The organism is Streptomyces sp. NPDC048255 (assembly GCF_040652415.1).
Lineage (GTDB): Bacteria > Actinomycetota > Actinomycetes > Streptomycetales > Streptomycetaceae > Streptomyces.
Genome location: NZ_JBEZMA010000027.1, coordinates 69,017 through 93,160 on the forward strand (window position 1 = coordinate 69,017; position 24,144 = coordinate 93,160).

23 protein-coding genes, 1 rRNA gene and 1 riboswitch are annotated in these 24,144 nt (G+C 71.2%); of the genes, 7 read left to right on the plus strand and 17 right to left on the minus strand.

Going from position 1 to position 24,144, the window contains the following annotated elements; all coding sequences use genetic code 11:
* Positions 1-16: 16 nt before the first annotated feature.
* The gene (locus AB0D94_RS21745) at positions 17-697 is read left to right on the plus strand and encodes a pyridoxamine 5'-phosphate oxidase family protein (RefSeq protein ID WP_362054361.1); all 681 of its coding nucleotides are present in this window, start codon (positions 17-19) and stop codon (positions 695-697) included.
* Here the strand turns inward: AB0D94_RS21745 and AB0D94_RS21750 are convergent.
* Positions 679-1,659 (minus strand): EamA family transporter, encoded by a 981-nt coding sequence (locus tag AB0D94_RS21750; protein ID WP_362054364.1) that lies wholly within the window; start codon positions 1,657-1,659, stop codon positions 679-681. The two genes, AB0D94_RS21745 and AB0D94_RS21750, sit on opposite strands and share 19 nt — an antisense overlap.
* A 218-nt stretch (positions 1,660-1,877) precedes the next feature.
* Positions 1,878-2,855 carry an EamA family transporter gene (locus AB0D94_RS21755; RefSeq protein ID WP_362054366.1) on the minus strand — a complete coding sequence of 326 codons (978 nt, stop codon included), beginning with the start codon at positions 2,853-2,855 and terminating at the stop codon, positions 1,878-1,880.
* 172 nt (positions 2,856-3,027) lie between these two features.
* Here AB0D94_RS21755 and AB0D94_RS21760 point away from each other — a divergent pair, with 172 nt between their 5' ends.
* Positions 3,028-3,456: an SRPBCC family protein gene (locus AB0D94_RS21760; protein ID WP_362054369.1), complete on the plus strand. Its 429-nt coding sequence runs from the start codon at positions 3,028-3,030 to the stop codon at positions 3,454-3,456.
* A gap of 122 nt (positions 3,457-3,578) precedes the next feature.
* Here AB0D94_RS21760 and AB0D94_RS21765 read toward each other — a convergent pair whose 3' ends face one another.
* On the minus strand, positions 3,579-4,199 hold the full coding sequence (locus AB0D94_RS21765; protein ID WP_362054372.1) for a PadR family transcriptional regulator: 621 nt from the start codon (positions 4,197-4,199) through the stop codon (positions 3,579-3,581).
* 147 nt (positions 4,200-4,346) lie between these two features.
* On the opposite strand from AB0D94_RS21765, the gene AB0D94_RS21770 reads away from it, so the two are divergent.
* Together AB0D94_RS21770 and AB0D94_RS21775 are read left to right on the plus strand one after the other, a co-directional pair.
* Positions 4,347-4,928, plus strand: coding sequence for a GNAT family N-acetyltransferase (locus tag AB0D94_RS21770; protein WP_362054375.1), 582 nt, complete (start codon positions 4,347-4,349; stop codon positions 4,926-4,928).
* Between the two features lie 105 nt (positions 4,929-5,033).
* Positions 5,034-5,855: a PhzF family phenazine biosynthesis isomerase gene (locus AB0D94_RS21775; RefSeq protein WP_362054378.1), complete on the plus strand. Its 822-nt coding sequence runs from the start codon at positions 5,034-5,036 to the stop codon at positions 5,853-5,855.
* 83 nt (positions 5,856-5,938) lie between these two features.
* Here the strand turns inward: AB0D94_RS21775 and AB0D94_RS21780 are convergent, their stop codons facing one another.
* Positions 5,939-6,769, minus strand: coding sequence for a type II CAAX endopeptidase family protein (locus tag AB0D94_RS21780; RefSeq protein ID WP_362054381.1), 831 nt, complete (start codon positions 6,767-6,769; stop codon positions 5,939-5,941).
* 123 nt (positions 6,770-6,892) lie between these two features.
* The gene (locus AB0D94_RS21785; RefSeq protein ID WP_362054384.1) at positions 6,893-8,428 is read right to left on the minus strand and encodes a glutamate-cysteine ligase family protein; all 1,536 of its coding nucleotides are present in this window, start codon (positions 8,426-8,428) and stop codon (positions 6,893-6,895) included.
* Between the two features lie 495 nt (positions 8,429-8,923).
* Between AB0D94_RS21785 and AB0D94_RS21790 the strand changes: the two genes are divergently transcribed.
* Positions 8,924-9,538, plus strand: coding sequence for a hypothetical protein (locus tag AB0D94_RS21790; protein WP_362054387.1), 615 nt, complete (start codon positions 8,924-8,926; stop codon positions 9,536-9,538).
* Between the two features lie 261 nt (positions 9,539-9,799).
* Complete coding sequence (locus tag AB0D94_RS21795; RefSeq protein ID WP_031147109.1) at positions 9,800-9,988, plus strand: DUF5999 family protein; 189 nt, start codon at positions 9,800-9,802, stop codon at positions 9,986-9,988.
* 67 nt (positions 9,989-10,055) lie between these two features.
* Here the strand turns inward: AB0D94_RS21795 and gcvP are convergent, their stop codons facing one another.
* Positions 10,056-12,941 (minus strand): aminomethyl-transferring glycine dehydrogenase, encoded by a 2,886-nt coding sequence (gcvP, locus tag AB0D94_RS21800; protein WP_362054391.1) that lies wholly within the window; start codon positions 12,939-12,941, stop codon positions 10,056-10,058.
* A 197-nt stretch (positions 12,942-13,138) separates the two neighbouring features.
* A riboswitch (glycine riboswitch) is annotated at positions 13,139-13,237 on the minus strand.
* Positions 13,238-13,349: 112 nt separating this feature from the next.
* Between gcvP and AB0D94_RS21805 the strand changes: the two genes are divergently transcribed.
* Complete coding sequence (locus AB0D94_RS21805; RefSeq protein ID WP_362054394.1) at positions 13,350-13,748, plus strand: PRC-barrel domain-containing protein; 399 nt, start codon at positions 13,350-13,352, stop codon at positions 13,746-13,748.
* Here AB0D94_RS21805 and AB0D94_RS21810 read toward each other — a convergent pair.
* The 11 genes from AB0D94_RS21810 to rrf all read right to left on the minus strand — a co-directional run.
* Positions 13,745-15,199 carry a DNA polymerase IV gene (locus AB0D94_RS21810; RefSeq protein ID WP_362054396.1) on the minus strand — a complete coding sequence of 485 codons (1,455 nt, stop codon included), beginning with the start codon at positions 15,197-15,199 and terminating at the stop codon, positions 13,745-13,747. The genes AB0D94_RS21805 and AB0D94_RS21810 overlap by 4 nt on opposite strands.
* A gap of 87 nt (positions 15,200-15,286) precedes the next feature.
* Positions 15,287-15,925, minus strand: a complete 639-nt coding sequence (locus AB0D94_RS21815; protein WP_362054399.1) for a MerR family transcriptional regulator — start codon at positions 15,923-15,925, stop codon at positions 15,287-15,289.
* A gap of 181 nt (positions 15,926-16,106) precedes the next feature.
* Positions 16,107-16,580: a bifunctional nuclease family protein gene (locus AB0D94_RS21820; protein ID WP_007262890.1), complete on the minus strand. Its 474-nt coding sequence runs from the start codon at positions 16,578-16,580 to the stop codon at positions 16,107-16,109.
* Positions 16,581-16,643: 63 nt separating this feature from the next.
* Entirely contained in the window at positions 16,644-17,426 is a 783-nt protein-coding gene (locus AB0D94_RS21825; protein ID WP_362054403.1) for a MerR family transcriptional regulator, read from the minus strand.
* 18 nt (positions 17,427-17,444) lie between these two features.
* Positions 17,445-18,389 (minus strand): FHA domain-containing protein, encoded by a 945-nt coding sequence (locus AB0D94_RS21830; protein WP_362054448.1) that lies wholly within the window; start codon positions 18,387-18,389, stop codon positions 17,445-17,447.
* An 82-nt stretch (positions 18,390-18,471) separates the two neighbouring features.
* Positions 18,472-19,389: a DUF881 domain-containing protein gene (locus tag AB0D94_RS21835; RefSeq protein ID WP_362054406.1), complete on the minus strand. Its 918-nt coding sequence runs from the start codon at positions 19,387-19,389 to the stop codon at positions 18,472-18,474.
* Entirely contained in the window at positions 19,386-19,718 is a 333-nt protein-coding gene (locus AB0D94_RS21840; protein WP_362054409.1) for a small basic family protein, read from the minus strand. Before AB0D94_RS21840 ends, AB0D94_RS21835 begins: the two co-directional genes overlap by 4 nt.
* The gene (locus AB0D94_RS21845) at positions 19,715-20,620 is read right to left on the minus strand and encodes a DUF881 domain-containing protein (RefSeq protein WP_362054411.1); all 906 of its coding nucleotides are present in this window, start codon (positions 20,618-20,620) and stop codon (positions 19,715-19,717) included. Before AB0D94_RS21845 ends, AB0D94_RS21840 begins: the two co-directional genes overlap by 4 nt.
* A gap of 112 nt (positions 20,621-20,732) precedes the next feature.
* Entirely contained in the window at positions 20,733-23,228 is a 2,496-nt protein-coding gene (locus AB0D94_RS21850) for a mannose-1-phosphate guanyltransferase (RefSeq protein WP_362054414.1), read from the minus strand.
* Positions 23,229-23,326: 98 nt separating this feature from the next.
* A complete protein-coding gene (locus AB0D94_RS21855; protein WP_362054417.1) occupies positions 23,327-23,917 on the minus strand; it encodes a CDP-alcohol phosphatidyltransferase family protein in 591 nt (196 codons plus the stop codon).
* Between the two features lie 136 nt (positions 23,918-24,053).
* Positions 24,054-24,144: ribosomal RNA gene (gene rrf / locus AB0D94_RS21860) — 5S ribosomal RNA — on the minus strand; the annotation flags it as partial.

Sequence of the window (24,144 nt, forward strand, 5' to 3'; positions counted from 1 at the left end):
GTACAACGGAGTCATCATGGCTGCCACGCCCGTCACCGAGTCGACCAGCGCCTACGAACCCACCGGCCGCACCGTCCCCACCCGCTCCCGCGACCGGGCCCGCTACGACCGCGAGACGGTGCACTCGATACTCGACCAGGCGTACGTCTGCCACCTCGGCTTCGTCCGGGACGGCGCCCCGGTGGTCCTGCCCACGCTCTTCGGCCGGGTCGGCGAGGCCCTGTACATCCACGGCTCCACCGGATCGCGCCCGCTCCTCGCCGCGGGCAAGGCCGACCCGGGGCTGCCCGTCTGCGTGACCGTGACCCACGTGGACGGCCTGGTGCTGGCCCGGTCGGCCTTCCACCACTCCCTCAACTACCGCTCGGTCGTCGTCCAGGGCACGGCCTACCAGGTCACCGACGAGGCGGAGCGCCGCATGGCCCTGGACGCCCTCGTCGACCAGGTGGTGCCGGGCCGGTCCGCCGACTCCCGGCCCGCCAGCGCCAAGGAGCTCGCGGCCACCGCCGTGATCCGCCTGGACCTGAACGAGGTGTCCGCGAAGCTCCGTACCGGCGGCCCTAACGACGACGCCGAGGACCTGGACCTGCCCTACTGGTCGGGTGTGGTCCCGGTCGCCCCGGCGTACGGGACCCCCGTGCCCGCCGCGGACCTGGCCCCCGGCATCGCCGCCCCGGGCTACCTCGCCGCGCTCTGAGGACTCTGCCGCACGGCGGCGGGCCGCGACGCCGGACCCCCGGCAGGCCCGCCCGCCGGCCGGCGGGATTCCGCTGCGATCAGGGCCCCCACCGCCGTCAGCAGCAGTACGGTGCCCAGCACCACGGCGCCGGTCAGCCGCTCCCCGAGGAGCAGGACCGCGATCGCGGCCGCGCTCACCGGCTCGATCAGCATGATCACGGAGACGGTCGCGGCCCGCACCGCGGCGGCCCCCGTGAAGTAGAGCGCGTACGCCAGGGCCGTCGGAACCACGGCCACGTACACCAGCAGCCAGAACACCCGCCCCGGTTCGGCGGCGTGCGGAGCCATCCCCTCCAGCACGGCGAGCGGCAGCAGGCACACCGCGCCCACCGCGACCGACCAGGCGGTGGTGACCAGCGCGTCCCCGCCCGCCCCGCGCTGCCCCAGCCACCGGGCCCGCAGGGTCATCGCCGCGTACCCCGCGGCCGACAGCAGGGCCCAGCCGACGCCGAGCGGCCGCACCTCCCCGGCTCCGCTGCCCAGCACCAGTACGGCCAGCCCGGCCAGCGCCCCCACGACTGCGACGGCCCCGCCCCGGCCGAGGCGTTCGCCCATCCAGTACCGGGCCCCGACGGCGATCAGCACCGGCCCGGCGCCGAGGGTGACCACGGTGCCGACCGCGAGGCCGGTCTCGCGCACCGCGCCGAAGTAGGCGGCCTGGAAGAGGGTGAACAGCAGCCCCGTTCCGATCAGGGAGCCTGCCGACGGCCGCGTCCGCCCGGCCGCGGGGCGGCGGCGTACGGCGAGCACCGCGAGCAGCACGACGAGCCCGCCCGCGCACCGCCAGAAGGACAGGGCGAGCGGGCCGAGGTCACTGGCCAGGAAGAGGAGGGAGGCGGCCGCCCCGGCGGTGCCCCAGGCGGCTCCGGCGACGACGAGGTACAGCAGACTGCGCCCGGCAGCGGGCGAATGGTTCGACACGTGTGGTCTCCGCGCATGCGTGAAGGAGAGGAGCAGGTCATCTCTTCGCGGGCAGCGCGCACCCACCCGGGAACGGCCCCGGGCCGGGTTCTACGTCGTGGAGGCGCCGCCCGCGCTAGGCGGCGGGAGGCGGAAGCACGGTCGTCGGCATGATCGCCACCCTACGGGGTGCCGGGCCGCTCACGCCAGGCGCGGGGGCGCGGCCCGCAGCGGCGGCTTCAGCGGGCCCCGGTGGGCTCCCGGTCCTTCCCGCCTTTCGGGTCGAGCACGGCCGGGTCGGCCGCGCCCGGCGGGGTGGCCCGGGAGGACTGCGCGATGAAGGCTCCGCCGAGCACCAGCGCCCCGCCCACGATCTGCCAGGTCGCGAGGTGCTCGCCGAGCAGGACCCAGGCCAGCACGGTGGCGACGACCGCCTCCAGGCAGGCCACCACCCCGGCGACCTGCGGGGAGAGCTTGCGCACCGAGACCACGCCGGTCAGGTAGGCGAAGACGGTCGCGATGAGCACCACCCAGGCGAGCAGCGCCGCCGCGGGCATCGTCGTGTCGCCGACGGCCGCCTGTCCGGCCAGTACGCCCCAGTCCATCTCCCAGGGCCGGGCGATCACCGTCATCACCAGGGTGCCGACGAGCATGCCGTAGGCGATCACCCCGATCGGGTCGGGCGCCCCGTCCCCGTCGGCGCCCTGGTCGGCGAAGACGAAGTAGAAGGCCTGGCAGCAGGCCGCGGCGAGGCCGAGCAGCACCCCGAGGGGGTCCAGGCTCAGCCCGGCCCAGATCTGGACGACGCAGGCCAGGCCCAGGACGGCCACCGCGGCGCCGGCGGCGGCCGCCCGGGTCACCGGCTTGCGCTGCACGAAGCGGATCCAGCCGAGGAGGAGCGCCGGTCCCAGGTACTCCAGCAGCAGGGCCACTCCGACCGGGATCCGCGACAGGGAGGCGAAGTAGAAGGCCTGCACGCCCGCGACGGCGACGAGTCCGAAGCCGGCCAGCAGCGCGGGTTTGCGGAGCACCAGGTCGCGGTGGCGCCAGGCCAGCGGGGACAGCACGAGCGCTGCCCCGGCCACCCGCAGCCAGACCATGTGGAGGGGGTCCAGACCCGCCTCGATCAGCGGCTTCGCCGCCACTCCGGAACCACCGAACGCGCACGCCGAGACGAGGGCGAGGCCCAGTCCGGCGTTTCTCCCTGACGCTTGCATCGGGCCATCATGACAGGGCCGGTCAGCACCGTCATGCACCAGACGCCTGTTGAGACGGACTCGACGCCGCACCGTTCCGGAACCGGCAATATCTGACAGGTCGTCAGTATTGAATGTTCCGGCCGCCAGGGCTACGTTCCGCCGCACGTACCCGACGAGAAGGGGTGGTCGCATGGCCGAAGTCACCGCGGAATCACGCATCGAGGCGTCCGCCGCGAAGCTCTGGGCCCAGCTCACGGACTGGGACGCTTACGGCCAGTGGAGCATGACCCACACGAATTTCCCCAAGGGCGGCCCGGAGACCTTCGCGGTCGGGGCCACCTTCGCGGAGAACATGAAGATGATGGGGTTCCCCGCCGAGGTCGTCTGGACGGTCTCGGAGCTGGAGGCCGAGCGCCTCTTCGCGATCACCGGCAAGGGCCCGATGGGCGTGGCCGTCCTCACCCGGTACACCCTGACCCCCGAGGGCGGGGCCACCACCGTCCGCATCGACGGGGAGTTCACGGGAGCCGCCGTCTCCCTGATGGCCGGCAAGCTCAAGGACTCCGCCACCGCCGCGCTGAACGAATCGCTGCGCAAGCTGGCCGGCCTGGTCGCCTGACCTCCCCCGACCCGTAGGTACGTGCGCACCGACGCACGCACGGCGACGCGCCCCGCGAGGAGATCCCACGGGGCGCGCCGCCCTGCCTTCCGCGGCCGCCGCTCTCGGCGGCCGGCCGCCGCTCAGTGCTCGTCGGCGAGGATCAGGTAGAGCTTCTTGCGGGCGTCGTTGATGACGGCGACGGCCTTGTCCCGCTGTTCGGCCGAACCGGTCTTCCAGACCTGGCCGAAGGCCTCCATCAGGCCGAATCCGGCCGTCCGGATCTCGCTCATCGCCTCGAAGTCGAAGCCGCGCCCCGCCTCGGCCCAGGGGGCCGCCGGGCCCGACTCGGCCTCGGTCCGGCCGGCGTCGGTGAGCGTGAACAGCTTCTTGCCGCCCTCGCTCTCGCTGCTGATCAGACCCTCGTCCTCGAGCAGCTGCAGGGTCGGGTAGACCGAGCCCGGGCTGGGCTTCCAGGCCCCGCCGCTGCGCTCGACGATCTCCTGGATCATCTCGTAACCGTGCATCGGCCGGTCGACGAGCAGCGCCAGGATCGAGGCGCGCACGTCGCCGCGGCGCGCCCGGCCCCGCGGTCCGCCGCGGCCGCCGCGCCCGCCGAAGGGTCCGCCGCCGAAGGGCGGTCCGAACGGGCCGAAGGCGGCGCGCAGCCCTGCGAACTCCTCCCGACGATCGGGCCCGCAGTGGCCGTGGCCCCGGCCCCGCTCGTGTCCGTGGTCCTGTCCGTGCTGTCCGCGTGAACGCATGACTGCGCTCCTTTCATCTTTTCGCGATCTCGTCATCGGCCGTCCGATGACTGTCCGATATCTCAACTATCGTTGACCCATCGCGATGCGTCAACGATATATCGGAAACTACTTCAGCGAACCGCCCGGACATGGCATCGTGGTGCCATGACCATCGAAGTCCGCCCGGCCTCGGTCTTCGAGGACCTCCGCACCCTGGTCGGGCCGAAGTCGCCCGACGCCAGCGTCTGCTGGTGCCTGAGCTACCGGATCCCCTCCAAGCTCAACAAGGAGCTGCGCGGCACGGCCCGCGGTGACTACGTCGCCGAGCTGTGCCGTACGGGACCGCCCCTGGGCGTGCTCGCCTACGACGGCGACGAACCGGTCGGCTGGGCAGCCGTGGCACCGCGCTCGGACACCTCTTTCGCACGCAACCGGAAGATCCCGCACGTCGACGACCTGCCGGTCTGGTCGCTGTGGTGCATCCGGGTACGCCCCGGCCACCGGAAGAAGGGGATCTCGCACGCCCTCATCGCCGGCGCGGTCGAGTACGCCCGCAGCTGCGGCGCGCCCGCGATCGAGGCCTATCCCATCGACAACGGCGCCGACGGCGGCGCCAAGGTCGACCTGACGATGGCCTACGCCGGGATCCGGAAGAACTTCGAACGCGCCGGGTTCACCCACGCCGCCGACACCACCTCGGTGCTGGCCGGTCATCCCCGCGTCCTGATGCGACTCGACCTGCGCTGACGGGCCGACCCGGCGAGACCGTCCGGGGTTCCCCGGGAAAGAGGATGCCAATCACCCCGGATTGGCCTTTGTCAGCGTTCACGGAAGCGCCCTACCGTCGGGGACATGCGCATCCGAATCGTCGACGCCTTCACCGACCGGCCCTTCCACGGGAACCCCGCCGCGGTCCTGCTCCTCGACTCCGAGTTCCCGCCGGACGCCTGGCTCCAGCAGGTCGCGTCCGAGATGAACCTCTCCGAGACCGCCTTCGCCCACCCCTTGCCGCCCGGCGGGGACGCCGACTGGGCACTGCGCTGGTTCACCCCGGCCGCAGAGGTCGACATGTGCGGCCACGCCACGCTCGCCACCGCGCACGTCCTCGCCACGAGCGGCCTGGCCACGGGCCTGATCCGGTTCACCGCGCGCTGCGGCGTCCTCACGGCCGAGACCGCCGAGGACGGCACGATCACCATGGACTTCCCGACGTCCTCCCTGACGCCGGCCGACGCGCCGGGCGCGGTGGACCACGCGCTCGGCGGCGTCCCGATCCTGTCCGTGCACGACACCGCCGCTCACATCGGCGACCTGCTGATCGAGCTCGCCGACGAGAAGACCGTGCACGAACTGGCGCCGGACCACGCCGCCCTGCGCACCTTCGCCAAGCGCGGGGTGATCGTCACCGCGGCCGCCGAGGACCCCTCCCGCGGGTACGACTTCGTCTCGCGGGGCTTCTTCCCGGCCTTCGGGATCGACGAGGACCCGGTGACGGGCAGCGCGCACACCGCGCTCGCCCCCTTCTGGGCCGGGCGCCTGGGCCGCACCGAGCTGACCGGCCTCCAGGGCGGAGCCCGCAGGGGTCTGGTCCGGGTCACGCTGGCGGGCGACCGCACGCTGCTGAGCGGACACGCGGTCACCGTCCTCGACGGGGAGCTCCTCACCTCCGCGTGACGGCCGGTCCCACCGCCGCGGGCCGGGACGGGGCGGGGCGCGGCGGGCAGGGCGACAGGTCCTCCGCCGGCCCGCCCGGCCCGTCACGGCGTGGGCAGCCAGCCCACCTTGCCCGCGAGCAGCGCGTACCCGCCGAAGGCCACGATGTCGAGCAGTGCGTGCGCGACGACCAGCGGCCCCACCCGGCCCCAGCGGCGGTAGGCCAGTACGAAGACGACGCCCATCACCATGTTGCCGATGAACCCGCCGATGCCCTGGTAGAGGTGGTAGGAGCCGCGCAGCACCGAGCTGGCCAGCAGCGCGGCCGTCGGGGACCAGCCCAGCTGATCGAGCCGGCGCAGCAGGTAGGCCAGCACGATGACCTCCTCCACCACGGAGTTCTGCACCGCGGAGAGGATCAGTACGGGGAACTTCCACCACACGTCGGGCAGCGCCTCCGGCACCACCGTGAGGTTGAACCCGGTGGCCCGCGCCGCCAGGTAGAAGGCCAGCCCGGCGCTCCCGATCCCGGCCGCGACCAGGGCGCCGCGCCCCAGGTCGCCCCAGGGACGGCTGCGGTCGAAGCCCAGCACCCGCAGCCCCGGCGCGCCCTCCCGGGTCAGCAGGTGCGCCACGAGCAGGACGGGTACCAGCGCGCTCGCGATGCCGAACAGCTGCCAGGCCAGGTCCAGCCAGGGCCGGCCGGGGGCGTACGAGCCGTTGAGCGTGGCGGCCTGGTCCTTGAGCCCGCCCGGCTTGGTGAGCGAGCCGATGAAGCTGATGAGCGCGGACACGCCGCTCGCGCCCAGTGACAGCGCCAGCACGAGCAGCGTCTCGGTGCGCAGGACCGCCCGTCCGGTACCCGGTCCGCCCTCATCCAGCCCTACGACCACCGGCTCCGGCTCCGCCCGCACGCCCCGCTCCTGTCCCTCCATGCCACCGCGGCATCCCGTTGACGACCACCCCATACTGCCTCCTCGGCGGAGCGAGGGGGTGGTCGCGGCAGGATCACCGGACGGCGCCGGACGAGTAGCGGACGGCTCCGGGCGGCAGTGGGCTCAGCGCCCGACGGCCGCCGTGGTGCTCACCTCCTCCTCCGCGAGCCCGACGGGCCAGGTGTGCACGGGGTCACCCTTGTGCATCAGCTCGCTGTACCGGCGGGTGACCGCGGCCAGCGCCTCGTCCCGTTCCAGACCTGCCGCCAGCGCCCGGTGGTAGGTGTCCACCTGCCAGGTCGCCCCGTTCACCCGGCGCCGGCAGCGCTCTTCGATGATGCCGAGGTAGTGGTCCCGGTCGGCGGGGTCGATGCCCCACGCGTCCAGCCCGGCCGCGGCCATCGGCAACAGCTCGTCCTGGACCAGCCGTACGGCGGGCACGCTCACCAGCCCCCCGGCCCGGCCGCGCCGGGGCCAGCGCAGCCGCGCGTCGATCCCGTACCGACAGGCCGCGTCGAAGTTGGCCTCCGCCTCCGCGAAGGGCAGCCGGGTCCACACCGGGCGGGGTTCGTCGGCGAGGGTGCGGACGAGCCCGTAGTAGAAGGCGGCGTTGGCGACGACATCGGCGACCGTCGGCCCCGCGGGCAGCACCCGGTTCTCCACGCGCAGGTGCGGCACCCCGTCGGCGACCCCGTACACGGGCCGGTTCCACCGGTAGACCGTGCCGTTGTGCAGGACCAATTCCTGCAGGCTCGGCACCCCGCCCTCCGCGAGCACCCGCAGCGGCTCCTCCTCGTCGCAGATCGGCAGCAGGGCCGGGAAGTAGCGCACGTTCTCCGCGAAGAGCTCGTACGCCGAGTCCACCCAGCGCTCCCCGAACCAGGTGCGCGGCCGTACCCCCTGCGCCTGGAGCTCCGGCGGCCGGGTGTCGGTGGCCTGCGTGAACAGCGGCGGCCGCGACTCCCGCCACAGCTCGCGCCCGAACAGGAACGGCGAGTTGGCGCCGACGGCTATCTGCACGGCGGTCACCGCCTGCGCCGCGTTCCACACGTCGCAGAAGCGGGCGGGGGTCACCTGGAGGTGCAGTTGTACGGAGGTGCAGGCGGCCTCCGGCACGATCGACCCGGAGGTCCACACGAGCCGTTCGACGCCGTCGATGTCGAGCGCGAAGTCCTCACCCCGCATCATCAGGATCTGCTCGTTCAGCAGCGAGTAGCGGTCCACCGCAGAAAGGTTCGCGGTGACCAGGTCGTCGCGGGAGATCGTCGGCAGAATTCCGATCATCACCACCCCGGCGTCGATCTCCGATGCCTGCCGGTGCGCATATGCCAGACCCGCACTGAGTTCCTCGGCGAGCTGGTCGAATACCCGGCCGCCGAGTCGGTGCGGAAGGACGTTCACCTCCAGGTTGAACATTCCGAGTTCGGTCTGGAAATCGGTGCTCGCAATCCTTTCCAACACCTGCGCATTCACCATTCTCGGCAACCCGTCGGCACCCGCGAGATTCAGCTCTATCTCCAGCCCCATCATGTTCTTGGGGCGATCGAACCTCTTCTCCGCCAGAAGCCGCTCCAGCCCCTCCAGGCACTCGTGAAGCTTCCTTCGATACCGCTGCCGATCGGACAGGTCGAACCCGCCTGCCACGACCTTCTCCCCCATCGAAGCGTCCCTCCTCGAGTGCGCCCGGCCCGGTGCACCCAGGCGCGCGTGTACGGTCGATGATGCCCCGGCAGAGTGATCCATAACGCCGTGGGGGCGCGAGTGGCGAGGAGCGCGCGCCGGTTTGGCCGAACGGCGCTTCGGCACATTCACCTGGCAACTCGCTCCGCGCAAATTCCGCGGCGACTTTGCCGGTTTTCGATAACCGACGCTTTCCAGCCGAGCCCCCGTCCGGTAGCCTCCCAGGTCAGCGCGACATGTTCGCGCCCGTACGGCATGAATCCCGTGACAGCGGGACCGGTAAGCGCCTTGTCGGCAATAGCCGGGACAGCTAGCCGAAACACTGCGTGAACACATGTCGTATAAACTCCGCAAACGAGGCAGAGAGTTGGCGCGCGGCCATTGCCCCTCAGCCCCCCTCTGGCCCCAGAATGCGACAGCGCCGTCCGCACCTGCCCCCGTTCCACCGGTCTCCCAAGTGAGAGGCGACCCACCATGCCGCTGCATGTCCCCCCGGCTCCCGCACCCGCCTTGCGCAGCGTCCTCGCGGCACTCGGATCCCCCACCGCCGTCCACGAGGCGCACACTCCGGCCCTGCGCGCGCTGCAGGGTCCGATGACCGCCGAACTCCCGCTGCCGGTCCACGTGCTGGACCGGCTGCAACTGTCGAGCCTCGCGGCGGGCGGCAGGCCGCCCCGCACCCGGCTCACAGGATGGCGGTTCCTGATCCGCAGTGGTGACCGCTACGTCGCCGCGGCCGACACCCGGCTGACTCCGGACGGCTGGACCTTCTCCCATTTCTTCGAGGGCCCCTACGTCGCGGCGACGGAACGCGCCCTGCACCAGGCGGAGTCGCTCGGCAAGAGCTACCAGCCGCGGCTGCTGTCCGTACCGGAGCTGTACATGCTGACCCTGTGGCTGCACGGGGCGGTGGGCGCCGACGCCTCGGCCGGGCTGCCGGCCGACGAGGACGTGCTGGTGCCGCTGGCACCGGCCCCGCCCGGCATCGCAGCGCACCGGCCGCACCTGGTGTCCGAACTGCTGCCCGTGCTGACCCACAGACTGACCCCCGCCGCCGCCCCTCCTTCGCTGGCCGCGCCCGCCGCCTGATCCGAGTGACCCATTCGGCCTAGTCCGCTGGGACCACTCGTGAACCACCCGAAATGACAGGGCAGTTGGCCTGAACCGCCCGCACGAGTGATGCGTCATCAATCTATGAGGACAGCTGCGGGGAAATACCTGCGAAGCGGCTGTCGTGGGGGAAGACTGATGACAAGCTCCCCGCGGGTGCGGGGATGACCCAGGGGGACGGCCATGAACCACGCATCGAGCCGTAGCACGCAGACCACATCGCAGCGAAAGAACGCATCCATGTGCCAGCACCAGCCAGCCTGCCCGTCAGCCGACTCCGCCGACCGGGAAGCCGCGCTCCCGGTGGCCAACCACCCGGAACAGGGCTGGAGCCTGCTGTGCAACGGCGTCCTGCTCTTCGAGGACACCGGTGAGCTGCTGCCGGACGGCCAGATCATCGCCCCGCACCGCCCGCTCGCGGCGGCCTGACAGCACGGAAAAGGGGCCGGCCCGGGAGAGGAACTCCCGGGCCGGCCCTTTCACGCAGCTACAGCGATCAGTTGTCGTACTCGTCCAGCGGCGGGCAGGAGCACACCAGGTTCCGGTCACCGAACGCGCCGTCGATGCGGCGCACCGGCGGCCAGTACTTCTCGGCAGCCGTGACCCCGCCCGGGAAGACGGCCTCGTCACGGGTGTACGGGTGGTTCCACTCGCCGCCCAGCGCCGCCGCGGTGTGCGGGGAGTTGGCCAGCGGGTTGTCGTCCACCGGCCACTCGCCGGCCGCGACCCGCTCGATCTCGCCGCGGATGGCGATCATCGCGTCGCAGAAGCGGTCGATCTCGGCGAGGTCCTCGGACTCCGTCGGCTCGATCATCAGCGTGCCGGCGACCGGGAAGGACATGGTCGGCGCGTGGAAGCCGTAGTCGATCAGACGCTTGGCGATGTCGTCCACGCTCACGCCCGTCGCCTTCGACAGCGGGCGCAGGTCGATGATGCACTCGTGCGCGACCAGGTTGCCCGGGCCGGTGTAGAGCACCGGGTAGTGCGGCTCCAGGCGCTTGGCGATGTAGTTGGCGCCCAGCACGGCCACCTGGGTGGCGCGCTTGAGGCCCTCGCCGCCCATGAGGCGCACGTACGACCAGGAGATCGGCAGGATGCCCGCCGAGCCCCACGGAGCGGCCGAGATCGGACCCACGCCCGTCTCGGGGCCGGCCGTCGGCTGGAGCGGGTGGTTCGGCAGGTACGGGGCCAGGTGCGCCCGGACACCGACCGGGCCGACGCCCGGACCGCCGCCGCCGTGCGGGATGCAGAAGGTCTTGTGCAGGTTCAGGTGCGAGACGTCGCCGCCGAAGTGACCCGGCTTGGCCAGACCCACCAGGGCGTTGAGGTTGGCGCCGTCCACGTAGACCTGGCCGCCGGCCTCGTGCACCTGGGCGCAGATGTCGGCGACGTGCTCCTCGAACACACCGTGCGTGGACGGGTAGGTGATCATCAGCACGGAGAGTTCGTCGCGGTACTGCTCGATCTTGGCGCGCAGGTCGTCCGCGTCCACCTCGCCGTCGTCGGCGGTCTTGACGACGACGACCTTCATGCCCGCCATGACGGCGCTGGCGGCGTTGGTGCCGTGCGCGGAGGACGGGATGAGGCAGACGGTGCGCTGCTCGTCGCCGTTCGCGCGGTGGTAGGCGCGTACGGCCAGCAGCCCGGCCAGCTCACCCTGGGAGCCGGCGTTGGGCTGGATGGAGACCTTGTCGTAGCCGGTGACCTCGCAGAGACGTTCCTCCAGCTCGGTGATGAGCGTGAGGTACCCCTCGGCCTGCTCGACCGGGGCGAACGGGTGCAGCTGGCCGAACTCGGGCCAGGTGACCGGCTCCATCTCGGTGGTCGCGTTGAGCTTCATGGTGCAGGAGCCCAGCGGGATCATGCCGCGGTCCAGCGCGTAGTCCTTGTCCGAGAGCTTGCGCAGGTAACGCAGCATCGCGGTCTCGGAGCGGTGCTGGTGGAAGACCGGGTGGGTCAGGTAGTCGTCCGAGCGCAGCAGACCCTCGGGCAGGGTGTCGGCCGTGGTCCCGTCGAGCGCCTCGATGTCCGCGGTGACACCGAAGGCCGCCCAGACGGCCTCGACGTCCGCGCGCAGGGTGGTCTCGTCGCAGGCGACGGAGACGTGGTCGGCGTCGGCCTGGTACAGGTTGACCCCGCCCTCGCGGGCAGCGGCGACGACCTCGGCCGCGCGGCCCGGGACACGGGCCGTGATCGTGTCGAAGTAGGCGCCGTGCACGGTCTCGACCCCGCCGGCCTTCAGGCCCGCGGCGAGCAGGGAGGCGTAGCGGTGGGTGCGGCGGGCGATCGTCCGCAGGCCGTCCGGGCCGTGGTAGACGGCGTACATCGCGGCCATGACGGCCAGCAGGACCTGCGCGGTGCAGATGTTGCTGGTGGCCTTCTCGCGGCGGATGTGCTGCTCGCGCGTCTGCAGGGCCAGGCGGTACGCCTTGTTGCCGTCCGCGTCCACGGAGACGCCCACGAGGCGGCCGGGCAGCGAGCGGGCGTGCTTGGCCTGGACGGCCATGTAGCCGGCGTGCGGGCCGCCGAAGCCCATCGGGACGCCGAAGCGCTGGGTGGTGCCCACCGCGATGTCCGCGCCCAGCTCGCCCGGGGAGGTCAGCAGGGTCAGGGCGAGCAGGTCCGCGGAGACGGTGACGATCGCACCGAGCTCGTGCGCCTGGTCGATGACCGGCTTGATGTCCCGGACCGCGCCGGAGGCGCCCGGGTACTGGAGCAGCACGCCGAAGACACCGCGCTCGGCGATCTCGGCCGGGATGCCGTCCGAGAGGTCCGCGACGACGACCTCGACGCCCGTGGGCTCGGCGCGGGTCTCGATCACGGCGACGGTCTGCGGCAGCGCGTCGGCGTCGATCAGGAAGACACCGCCCTTGACCTTGCCCACGCGGCGGGCCAGCGACATCGCCTCGGCGGCCGCGGTGCCCTCGTCGAGCAGGGAGGCGCCGGAGGTCGGCAGGCCGGTCAGGTCGGCGACGACCGTCTGGAAGTTCAGCAGCGCCTCGAGGCGGCCCTGCGAGATCTCCGGCTGGTACGGCGTGTACGCGGTGTACCAGGCCGGGTTCTCCATGACGTTGCGCAGGATCACCGGCGGCGTGAAGGTCCCGTAGTAGCCGAGACCGATCATGGAGGACAGCACCTGGTTGCGGTCGGCGAGCGAGCGCAGCTCGGCGAGCACCTCGGCCTCGGTCCGCGCCTCGGGCAGGTTCAGCGCCTCGGCGGTCTTGATCACATCCGGTACCGCGGCGGCGGTCAGTTCGTCCAGGGAGCCGTAGCCCACCTGGGCGAGCATCTTCGCCTGCGCCTCGGCATCCGGGCCGATGTGGCGCTGCTCGAAGGGGATGCCTCGCTCCAGCTGGGAGAGCGGAATGCGGTTGGCGGTCATGTACGGAGGCCTCCTGGTCGTATGACCTGCGAGGGGCACCACGGCGCGGGCACCCGGACGGCCTCCCCCTCTGTCATCTCAACCTGAGAGCTTCACCGGGCCTCACGGGGGTCTCCCGAGAGATCCGGCTTTCACCGTCGGTGAGGAGAGGAACCTGCACTGAGTGCCCGGTACCCGCTCCTGCTTTCCAGAGTGGCCTCGTCCGTGCGGTACGTATGCCTGAGAGATTCCGGGGAGGATTTGCTCCTTCGGCGCCTCCGTCACGTTCTCTCGGAGGACTCTCCCGCACAGGGTCGACAGCCATCACCCAGCCTACCAGCGAGGATCCGGACCCTCCCCGAGTGGCCTCCGCTCCCGATATGCACTTCTGTAGTCATTACGGAGCAGTTGCGACCATTTGGAGGGACCGTGCAGACCGACATCGATCCGCGCAGCCTGATCGGCCGCAAGGCGTTCGACCGCAATGGCACCAAGATCGGCACCGTGGACGAGGTCTACCTCGACGATGCCACGGGCACCCCGGAGTGGGCCGCCGTCCGGACCGGGCTGTTCAGCCGGGACGCGTTCGTCCCCCTGGAGCCGAGCGAGCTGGTGGGCGACACCCTGCGGGTGCCCTTCGAACGCTCCCTCATCAAGGACGCCCCGGACTTCGGCGTCGGCCGCCACCTCTCCCCGGAACAGGAACTCCAGCTCTACCACCACTACGGCCTGGACGTGACCCTCCCCAGCGAGTTCCACCAGCCGCCCGCCGCCGACCCCGACCGCGATTTCGGCCGCCTGGCCGGGGAGCAGGGCGCGGGAAGCTAGGACCTGTCCGCGGGCACGGCGGACCCCTCCCCCACCAGCGGCAGCGGATCGGACGGCTCCAGCTCCGGGTCGTCCACCCGGAAGGTCCGCACCCGGCCGGGCGCCGATCCCGGCTGCTCGAACCGTACGGTCACCCGCCCGACCCCGCTGCCCTGCACCCATCCGGGCCCGTACACCGCGTGCCGTACGTCGCTCCCGGCCGCCCAGCGCCGCTCGGCGGCCGGCTCCGGCTGCGGGGGCGCCTCCGCGCCCTCCTGGGCCCCCGGAGCCCCTCCGGGCTCCCCACCCGGCCCAGCGGCCGCCTCAGGCCCCGCCGTCCCGCTCTCCCCGGCAGTGCCGCCCTCTCCGGCCGGCCCGCCCTCCGCGGCCGGCTCGGCGGCCAGTGCTTGCGCGAACAGGTCCTCCTGCGTGTAATCCGCCAGCCCGGTGACCCCCACCCCCAGCAGACGCACCCCTCCCGTGGTGTCCACGGACTCCAGCAGCCGCGCGGCGGCCTCCCGCACCACCCCCGCGTCGTCCGTCGGCCCGCGCAGCGTCTCGGACCGCGTCAGCGTCGAGAAGTCGTACCGCCGCACCTTCAGCACGATCGTGCGCCCCGAGTGCCCCGACCCCCGCAAGCGCTGTACGCACCGGTCGGCGAGGCGCTGGACCTCGCCGCGGATCCGGACCCGGTCGTGCAGGTCCACGTCGAAGGTGTCCTCGACCGACACCGATTTCGCGTCCCGCTCCGCGACCACCGGCCGGTCGTCCAGCCCCAGGGCCATCCGGTAGAGCCCGACCCCGTGCGAGCGCCCCAGCATGCGGACCAGCTCGTCCTCACCGGCCTCGGCCAGCTCCCCCACCATGGTGATCCCGGCCCGGCGCAGGTGCTCCCCGGTGGCCGGCCCCACCCCCGGCAGGGTCCGCACCGACATCGGGGCGAGCAGCTCGCGCTCGGTGCCCGGCTCGATCAGCAGGAGCCCGTCGGGCTTGGCCTCCTCGGAAGCCACCTTGGCCAGCATCTTGGACCCCGCCAGCCCCACGGACCCGCTGAGCCCCGTGGCCGCCCTGATGTCCGCCCGCAGCCGCTCGCCCGCAGCCCGGGCCCCGGGCCCGTCGAAGGCCGTACCGCCCGCCTCCAGGTCCACGAAGGCCTCGTCGAGGCTGAGGGGCTCCACGAGCGGTGACAGCTCCCGCAGGAGGGCCATGACCACGTCGCTGACCTCGCGGTAGAGGCTGAAGCGCGGAATCAGGCAGGCGCCGTTCGGGCAGAGCCGCCTCGCCTGCCCCATGGGCATCGCCGAGTGCACCCCGAACCGGCGGGCCTCGTACGAGGCGGTGGCGACGACCCCGCGCGGCCCCAGTCCCCCGACGATGACCGCCTTCCCGCGCAGGCTCGGCTTCGACGCCTGCTCCACGGCGGCGTAGAAGGCGTCCATGTCCAGGTGCAGGATGGTCGGCGCGGCTCTCACACCCCGATGGTCCCTCACGCCTCTGACAACGCGGCCGACCCGGCGGACCGGGTCCCGGCCGGGCGGGCGGGCCTCAAGAGCAGGTGCTCAGCCGGCCCGGTTGCGCCGGGCCGCCAGTTCGTCGGTCGGGTTGTGCCCGACCACGGTCTCGCCGGTGTCCACGCGCTCCCCGTGCAGCTGCGACAGCGCGTTCTCCACGTCGCCCCACACGACGCCCACGGCGATGCCGAAGACGCCCTGCCCGCCCTGCAGCAGGCTCACCACCTGGTCGGGCGAGGTGCACTCGTAGACGGTGGCGCCGTCGCTCATCAGCGTCAGGCGCTCGAGGTCGGAGAATCCGCGGTCGCGCAGGTGCTGCACGGCGGTGCGGATGTTCTGCAGCGCCACCCCGGTGTCCAGGAAGCGCTTGACGATCTTCAGGACCACCACGTCCCGGAAGCTGTACAGGCGCTGGGTGCCCGAGCCGTAGGCGGGGCGCACGCTGGGCTCCACCAGCCCGGTGCGCGCCCAGTAGTCGAGCTGCCGGTAGGTGATCCCGGCCGCGGCACACGCGGTCGGCCCGCGGTAGCCGACCTGCTCGGGCGCCGGGTCGCCGCTCACCGGTCCGACCGGTGTCGACTCCGGCTGGCGGCGCGCGGAACCCACCGTGCTGCCGTGCAACGGGTACGGTCCACCGTCACTCCGTGCGGGGGTGCCCCCGGTCGTACCGTCGCCCGTGATCCTCACGCCGACCCTCCGTCCTTGACCTGCCCACCTTGAAGGTAGGCAGTCACCAGGGGTGCGTCAACGATCGCCACACTCGGCACGCCGAGTGATAATCACCCTGAGAGTGGTTTCCCGTATCCCTTTGCGGGGAAAGGCTACTCGAATGGGCTGGCAGTTCCGCGTGGACGACGCGGCCGGCGCCTCACTGCGGGCCGGTGCCGAAGTCCTCGGGCGAGATCTGGTCGAGGAACTCGCGGAACTTCTCCACCTCGTCCTCCTGCTCGTCCGGAATGGCGATTCCGGCGTCGTCCAGCACGCCGTCACTGCCGTAGATCGGCGTCCCCGTCCGCAGGGCGAGGGCTATGGCGTCGGAAGGCCGCGCGCTCACCTCGACCCCGCTGGCGAAGACGAGCTCCGCGTAGAAGACGCCCTCCCGCAGATCCGTGATCCGGACCTCGGTGAGCTCCTCACCGACCGCCTCCAGCACGTCCTTGAACAGGTCGTGCGTCAGCGGGCGGGCAGGGGCCATGCCCTGCTGTGCGAAGGCAATGGCGGTCGCCTCCCCTGGACCGATCCAGATGGGGAGGTACCGGTCGCCTCCCACTTCACGCAGGAGCACGATCGGTTGGTTGGAGGGCATTTCCACCCGGACACCCACAACGTCGAGCTCGTTCACACAGCAACCCTAGGACCTGCCTGGCAGGTTTGGGTAGTCGGGGCTCCACTCCGACCAGCGCGGTCACCGCAAACGGACGCCCAGAGCGGTCTGTACCAAGGCCTCGTGGAGCCGTACGGAGAGCCCCGCGAGCTCCTTGAGGGTGGCCTCGGCATGCGCCCTGGTCTGCGGATTGCGGTGCCTGCGCAGCGGCGTCACGACCTGCTCGACCAGGCCGGCCTCCCGGTCTGCGGCGGCCTTCATCGCCCGCAGGTGCCGCGGCTCCAGCCCGAATCGCCCCAGGTCCGCGACCAGCCGGGCCACCGTGACGGCCTCGGCGTCGAAACCGCCGCCGGGCGCCTCGGCGAGCAGCCCGTAGGACTCCCACTCGACCAGCTGCACCTCGTCCACCTCCGCGGCGGCGATGAGCTCCGCCCGGCCCACACGGGGCGCCGTGGGCCGCTCACGGCCCACTTCGCCGTACAGGGCGGCGGGGCTGGCGGGGTCGACCGCGCCACCGGGGTCCCGGTGCGCCGTGGGCGCCGGGATGCGGATCTGCTCCCCGCGGTCGAGCGCGTCGAGCTGCTCGCGGATGACCTTCAGCGGCATGTAGTGATCGCGCTGGAGGCGCAGGATGCGCGCCAGCCGCTCGATGTCCTCGGGGCTGAACTTGCGGTATCCGGAAGGTGTGCGCCTGGGCTCGACGAGCCCCTCCGCCTCCAGGAAGCGGATCTTCGAGATCGTGACTTCGGGGAACTCGTCACGGAGCTGGGTGAGCACCGTTCCGATGCTCACCAGCCGCCCGGCCGGGCCGGTGGTCCCGGCGGTGCCGTTCTTCGGGGCACCGCCGGTCGGGGTGCGCAGCATGGGGCCTTCCTTGACGGATCAGATGCCCCGCAGGCTCGCGTAGAAGACCAGCCGGTACTTGCCGATCTGGACCTCGTCGCCGTTGTGGAGGGCGACCGAGTCGATCGGCTCACGGTTGACGTACGTGCCGTTGAGGCTGCCCACGTCGGAGACGGTGAAGCCGCCTTCCTGGCTCCTGCGGAACTCGACGTGCCGCCGGGAGACGGTGACGTCGTCCAGGAAGATGTCGCTCTGCGGGTGCCGGCCTGCCGTGGTCAGTTCGCCGTCCAGCAGGAAGCGACTGCCGGAGTTGGGACCGCGCCGCACGATCAGCAGGGCGGAACCGGGGGGCAGTGCCTCCACCGCGGCCTGGGCCTCGGGGGACAGCGAGGACGACGCGTGCGTCTGTCCCGACACCTCGGCCTCGTAGGCCTCGAGGCCCGAGATCGAGATGGTGGACGTGGTCTCCGAGGCACGCTCCGGCGTCAGGCCCGCCCGCAGCGGCGCCCCGCAGTTGGAGCAGAACCGGCTCGCCGCATCGCTGCGGTGTCCGCACCTGCTGCAAATCTGCTCGGCCGACATGGACGGCTCCTCGCGCCGCGGCTGCCCCGCGGAGGCATTGGTGGCATACGGGTCGGGGGCAAACCCTCCACCCGAACTTGAGGTTGACGGTTCACCGAAACCTATGCGTCCGGTACCGGCAGGGTCAACAGCCGACGCGCCGGGGGCGCCCGGAACATCACCGCCGCCCGCGACCTCGTCGCGGAAGAGCGGCCGGTCGCCCTGCCCTTCCGCGCTACCCTGCCCGGCACGGTGCCGTGCCGCGCCGCCTTCCTCGCGGTTCTTCTTGCCGAACAACTTCTCAAACAACTTCACGGGCGATTCCCCTTGACCGAAATAGACCCGCCCGTGGGGCAGGACGAACTCCGCATGCACACACCTGCCGACCCGGACATTCTCACAACGTCCGTAACCACCAGACAGTTTCCACCACGCACCGCGACTTCGGTGCGCCGACCCCCCGCAGGCATCCGCCCACGTGAGCCGGTCCACACTCCGCCCCGTCTCATGACGATGACGACCGAGCGTAGTCAGGCTGCTTCGCAACCCGCAAGGCATCCACAACGATCTTCGCCGACCGTGTGACGGCCACCGTCGCCTGCTCCTTCTCCAGCGTCTGGACCACACCGCCGGGGATGTTGAGCGCCGGCTCCAAGTCCTGGGGCTTGCCGATCACCTTGAACTCATAAGGCTGTGTGATCTTCTTACCGTCGATGGCGACCCCGCCGTCCGCGTCCGAGAAGTACGAGCTCGCCACGATGCGCACACCGTTGATCTGGATCGCCTCGGCCCCGGCCGCCCGCAGCTCCTGGAGCGTGTCCAGCAGCTGGTCCGACGTCACCTGGCCCGTGGGATCGGTGATCTTCAGCGTGATGCCCGGCCCCTGCGCTGCCACCGTACCGGCCAGGATGCCGAGTTGGCGCTCCTTCTCCACGGTCTGCTTGCGGGCCTCCTCGGCCTGGTTGGAACTGCTCTCCAGCTCCCTGCGCTGATCCTCCAGACGCTGCTTCTCGTCCTCCAGGCGCTTGGTCCGCCCGTCGAGCTCGTCGAGGATCCGTACGAGGTCCTCCTGGCGGGCACCTCGCAGCGCGCTGGAGTCGCTGGTCGACCGCACCTGGATGGCCAGTCCCAGTCCGAGGACGAACAGCAGCAGCGCGACGATCAGTTGCGCGCGGCTCACCCGCGGCGGCCACAGCCCGGCCGCGAGCCGCTGCCGGCCGGTCTGCCCGGGCTCCGCGGGCCCGCCGGGAGCCGCCGGCTGCGCCGGCCCACCGGGGGACGTCGGAGGCGTCGGGGGCGTCGGGGGCGTCGCCGGCGTCTGCGGCGTGGACGGCCCGGGAGTCACCGGGTCCACGGGCCCACCGGAACCCTGCGGTCCCTCGGGCCGCTCGGGCGGGTTGTCGCTCGTACTCATCGGCCTCACGCCCGGAACACGTGCCGGCGGATGGCCGCGGCGTTGGAGAAGATGCGGATGCCGAAGACCACGACCACACCCGTGGACAGCTGCGAGCCGACGCCCAGCTTGTCGCCGAGGAAGACGATCAGGGCGGCCACGACCACGTTCGACAGAAACGACACCACGAAGACCTTGTCCACGAAGATGCCGTCCAGCATCGCGCGCAAGCCGCCGAACACCGCGTCCAGCGCCGCCACCACGGCGATCGGCAGATAAGGCTCCACCACGGCCGGCACCTCGGGCCGGACCAGAAGTCCGGCCACCACTCCGGCCACGAGGCCCAGTACCGCGATCACGATGCACCCTTCTGCTGCTCTTCTGCTGTGGCCGTCCGCACGGTCATGCTCGAAGCGGCCGGCAGCCGCACCTCGTCCTGGGGGGACAGGGTGTAGCGGATCCCGTAGCTCTCCTGCAGCACGTGCAGGTACTGGCCGTCGGCCGAGTCCTGGAACGCGGTCCCGAGCCGCTTCTTGTCACCGACCGCCAGCACTTCGTACGGCGGCACGAGCGGCCTGTTGTCGACCAGTATGGCGTCGCCCGCGGCCCTGATCGCCGACAGCGCCGTCAGACGCTGCCCGTTGATGGAGACGGCCTCGGCCCCGGACTGCCAGAGCCCGTTGACGATCTTCTGCATGTCGCGGTCGCGGAGCCGGCCGGTGTCCGAGAACCCTGCGCTCTCCCGCGGACCGCCGCCATCGCCCGCAGAGGCGCCCTTGGCATCGTCCACCACCAGCTTCACGCCGGGGCCGCGGACCTCCGTGGCACCGGACAGCAGCGCCACGAGCTGGCCCTGGTCCCCGCCGTGCTGTTTGAGCGCCGCCCGCTGGCGGTCCGCGACGTTCTCCCGCAGCCGGTCGATGTCCTGCCCCAGGCCGTCGGCCCGCTCGTCCGCCCGCTCCACCCGGTCGATCAGTTCCTGCCGCTCCTTGGCCAGCACCGGAGCGGCTATCCGCGCCTCGGCCGCACCCAGCGTGACGACCATGGCGGCGAGCACGAGCCCGGCGGCGAGCCCCAGTTTGGCCTTGAGGGTGCGGGGCAGACCTGTCGTGCCCTCGGCCTCGCGCCGGGCCGAGGCCTCCGCGTAGCCCTCGTCGAGACTGTGGTCCATCACGTGCGTCAGCAGCGACATGGAAGCGTCCGGGCGCGCGGGCGGGGACGCCGAACTCCTGTTGTGGGACGGCTGCGACATGCCGCTCATCGTCGCATGTCGGCGCCGTACACACCGAATGCGCCCACCCTGTGGGCCGGGCGGCGCACGCCGCGCGCCCGGCCCACAGGACTTCGGTCCCACGTCCTACGGCGAAGGGCGCTCAGTGCCCGGCGCCGTCCACCACAGCGGCCCACTCGTCGAGCAGGGCCTGCGCCGAGGTGTCGTCCGGGCCTTCGGCCCACAGGTGGGTGACCGCCTCCGCCGGGTCCGGCAGGACCAGCGCCCAGCGCCCGTCGGCCTCGACCACCCGCACCCCGTCGGTGGTGTCCACCTGCCGGTCTCCGGCCGCCTCCACGACCCGCCGCATGACGAGCCCCTTCACCGCCCACGGCGTGGGCACGTCCCGCTTGAGCACGTGGGCCCGCGGGATCCGGGCGTCGATCTGGCTCAGCGTGAGCTGGGTCCGCGCCACCAGGCCGAGCAGCTGCACGAAGGCCGCCGAGCCGTCGAAGACGCTGCTGAACTCCGGAACGATGAACCCGCCCCGGCCGTCGCCGCCGAAGATGGTCGTCTCCGCCCGGCCCACCCGGGTCAGGTCGTCGGGCGAGGTCGTCGTCCACTCCACCTGCGTACCGTGGTAGGCGGCCACCTGCTCGGCGACCCGCGTCGTGGTCACCGGCAGCGCCACCTTGCCGCTGCGCTTCTCCGCGGCCACCAGGTCGAGCATCACCAGCAGGGCCCTGTCGTCCTCGATGATCCGCCCGCGCTCGTCCACCAGGGAGATCCGCTCGCCCACCGGGTCGAAGCGCACCCCGAAGGCCGCCCGCGCCGAGGCCACGATCTCCCCGAGCCGCACCAGGCCCGCCCGCCGGGACTCCGTGCTCTCCGTGGGCCTGGTCTCGTCGAGACCGGGATTGATCGTCAGGGCGTCCACCCCGAGCCGGCCCAGCAGGCTGGGCAGGACGAGCCCGGCGCTGCCGTTGGAGGCGTCCACGACCACCTTGAGCCCGGCGTCAGCGATACCGGTGGTGTCCACCCGCCGCAGCAGGGAGCCGGTGTAGGAGTCGAAGACGCTGGACGGGAACTGGAGGTCACCGATCTCGCCGGGGAAGGCACGCCGGTACTCCTGCCGCGCGTACACACGGTCCAGCTTGCGCTGCCCGGCCTGCGAGAGGTCGGCTCCCCGCTCGTCCAGGAACATGATGTCGACGGAGTCCGGCACCCCCGGCGAGGTGCGCAGCATGATCCCGCCGGCACTGCCCCGCGCGGTCTGCTGCCGCGCCACCGGGAGCGGTACGTTCTCCAGGTCCCGTACGTCGATGGCGCTGGCCTGGAGCGCCGAGATCACGGCTCTCTTGAGCGCTCGGGCACCTCGGGAGTGGTCACGGGCCGTGGTGACGATCGCGCCCTTCTTCAGGGTCGTCGCGTACGCTCCCGCGAGCCGTACCACCAGCTCCGGGGTGATCTCCACGTTCAGGATGCCCGTGACTCCCCGGGCTCCGAACAGATGTGCCTGCCCTCTGGACTCCCAGATGACCGACGTGTTGACGAAGGCACCGGCCTCGATCGTCTTGAAGGGGTAGACCCGCACGTTCCCCTGAACGATGGATTCCTCACCGACGAGGCACTCGTCGCCGATGACGGCGCCGTCCTCGATCCGCGCGGCCCGCATGATGTCGGTGTTCTTGCCGATGACGCAGCCGCGCAGGTTGCTGTGGGGCCCGATGTACACGTTGTCGTGGATGACGGCCTTGTGGAGGAAGGCCCCGCTCTTCACGACGACGTTCGAGCCGATGACCGTGTGCTCGCGGATCTCCACACCGGCCTCGACCTTGGCGTAGTCCCCGATGTACAGGGGCCCGCGCAGCACCGCGTCAGGGCTGACCTCGGCGCCTTCGGCGATCCACACGCCGGGGGAGATCTCGAAGCCCTCCATGTCGACCTGGACCAGGCCTTCGAGCACGTCGGCCTGCGCCTTGACGTAGCTCTCGTGGGTGCCGACGTCCTCCCAGTAGCCCTCGGCCACGTAGCCGTAGATCGGCCGGCCTTCCTTCATCAGCTGGGGGAAGACATCTCCGGACCAGTCCACGGAGACGTCCGGGTCCACGTAGTCGAAGATCTCCGGCTCCATCACGTAGATGCCGGTGTTGATGGTGTCCGAGAACACCTGTCCCCAGGTCGGCTTCTCCAGGAAGCGCTCGACCTTGCCTTCTTCGTCCACGATGGTGATGCCGAACTCCAGCGGGTTCGGCACCCGGGTCAGGCACACCGTGACGAGCCCGCCCTTTTCCTTGTGGAAACGGATGAGGTCGGTGAGGTCGAAGTCGGTGAGCGCGTCGCCGGAGATGACGAGGAAGGTGTCGTCCTTCAAGGCCTCCTCGGCGTTCTTCACGCTGCCGGCGGTCCCGAGTGGCTTCTCCTCGTTGGCATAGGTGAGCTCCATTCCGAGCTCCTCGCCGTCACCGAAGTAATTCTTGACGAGCGACGCCAGGAACTGCACGGTGACCACGGTCTCATTGAGCCCATGCCGCTTGAGCAGCCTGAGCACGTGCTCCATGATCGGCCGGTTGGCGACCGGCAGGAGCGGCTTGGGCATGCTCGAGGTCATGGGGCGAAGACGAGTGCCTTCGCCACCGGCCATCACGACGGCCTTCATGTCGGAAGAGTCCTCCTTGAGAGACGACGTTCTCGCCGACCTCACCCGTCCCGACGGTGACTCCGCAACTCCTCCGCGTCAGCCGGCGCCGAGCGAGCTCAATCGGCCGTGGCGTCCGCCTTCACAAGACGGCGGACTTGGACCACGTACAGCACTCCTGCCCACCAATAGAGGGTTGTACCCCATCCTGCGAACGCCCATCCGAAAACTGACCCCATCCAGGCCAACCAACCGGTGCCGTCACTGAGCAGGAGCAGGGGGAACGCGTACATCAGATTGAAGGTCGCGGCCTTGCCCAGGAAGTTCACCTGCGGCGGCGGATAGCCGTGGCGGCGCAGGATCAACACCATGACCACCAGCATCAGCTCACGCGCCAGCAGGGCGCCGGTGAGCCACAGTGGCAGAAGCTCGCGATAGGTCAGACCGAAGAGCGTCGACAGGATGTACAACCGGTCCGCGGCCGGATCGAGCAGCCGCCCCAGGTTGCTGATCTGATTCCAGCGCCGGGCGAGCTTCCCGTCGAGGTAGTCGCTGATACCGCTGAGCATGAGGACGGCCAGGGCCCACCCGTCGTGCTTCGCGAGGATCAGCCACAGGAACAGGGGTACGCCGGCCAGGCGAGCCATGCTCAGGACGTTCGGAATGGTGAAAATTCGGTCTGTCTGAACCCGAGTCTCCTGGACCTCCACCCGGGGGCCTCCACTGTGACGATAGAAAAGTTGAACGATGCCCCTTGACCCTACAGGAGACCGCACACGTGCCCGGAACGCAGAAAAGCCCCGCACCGAACCCGGAACGGGTTGGTGCGGGGCTTCCGCAATGATTGTTCGGCGGCGTCCTACTCTCCCACAGGGTCCCCCCTGCAGTACCATCGGCGCTGAAAGGCTTAGCTTCCGGGTTCGGAATGTAACCGGGC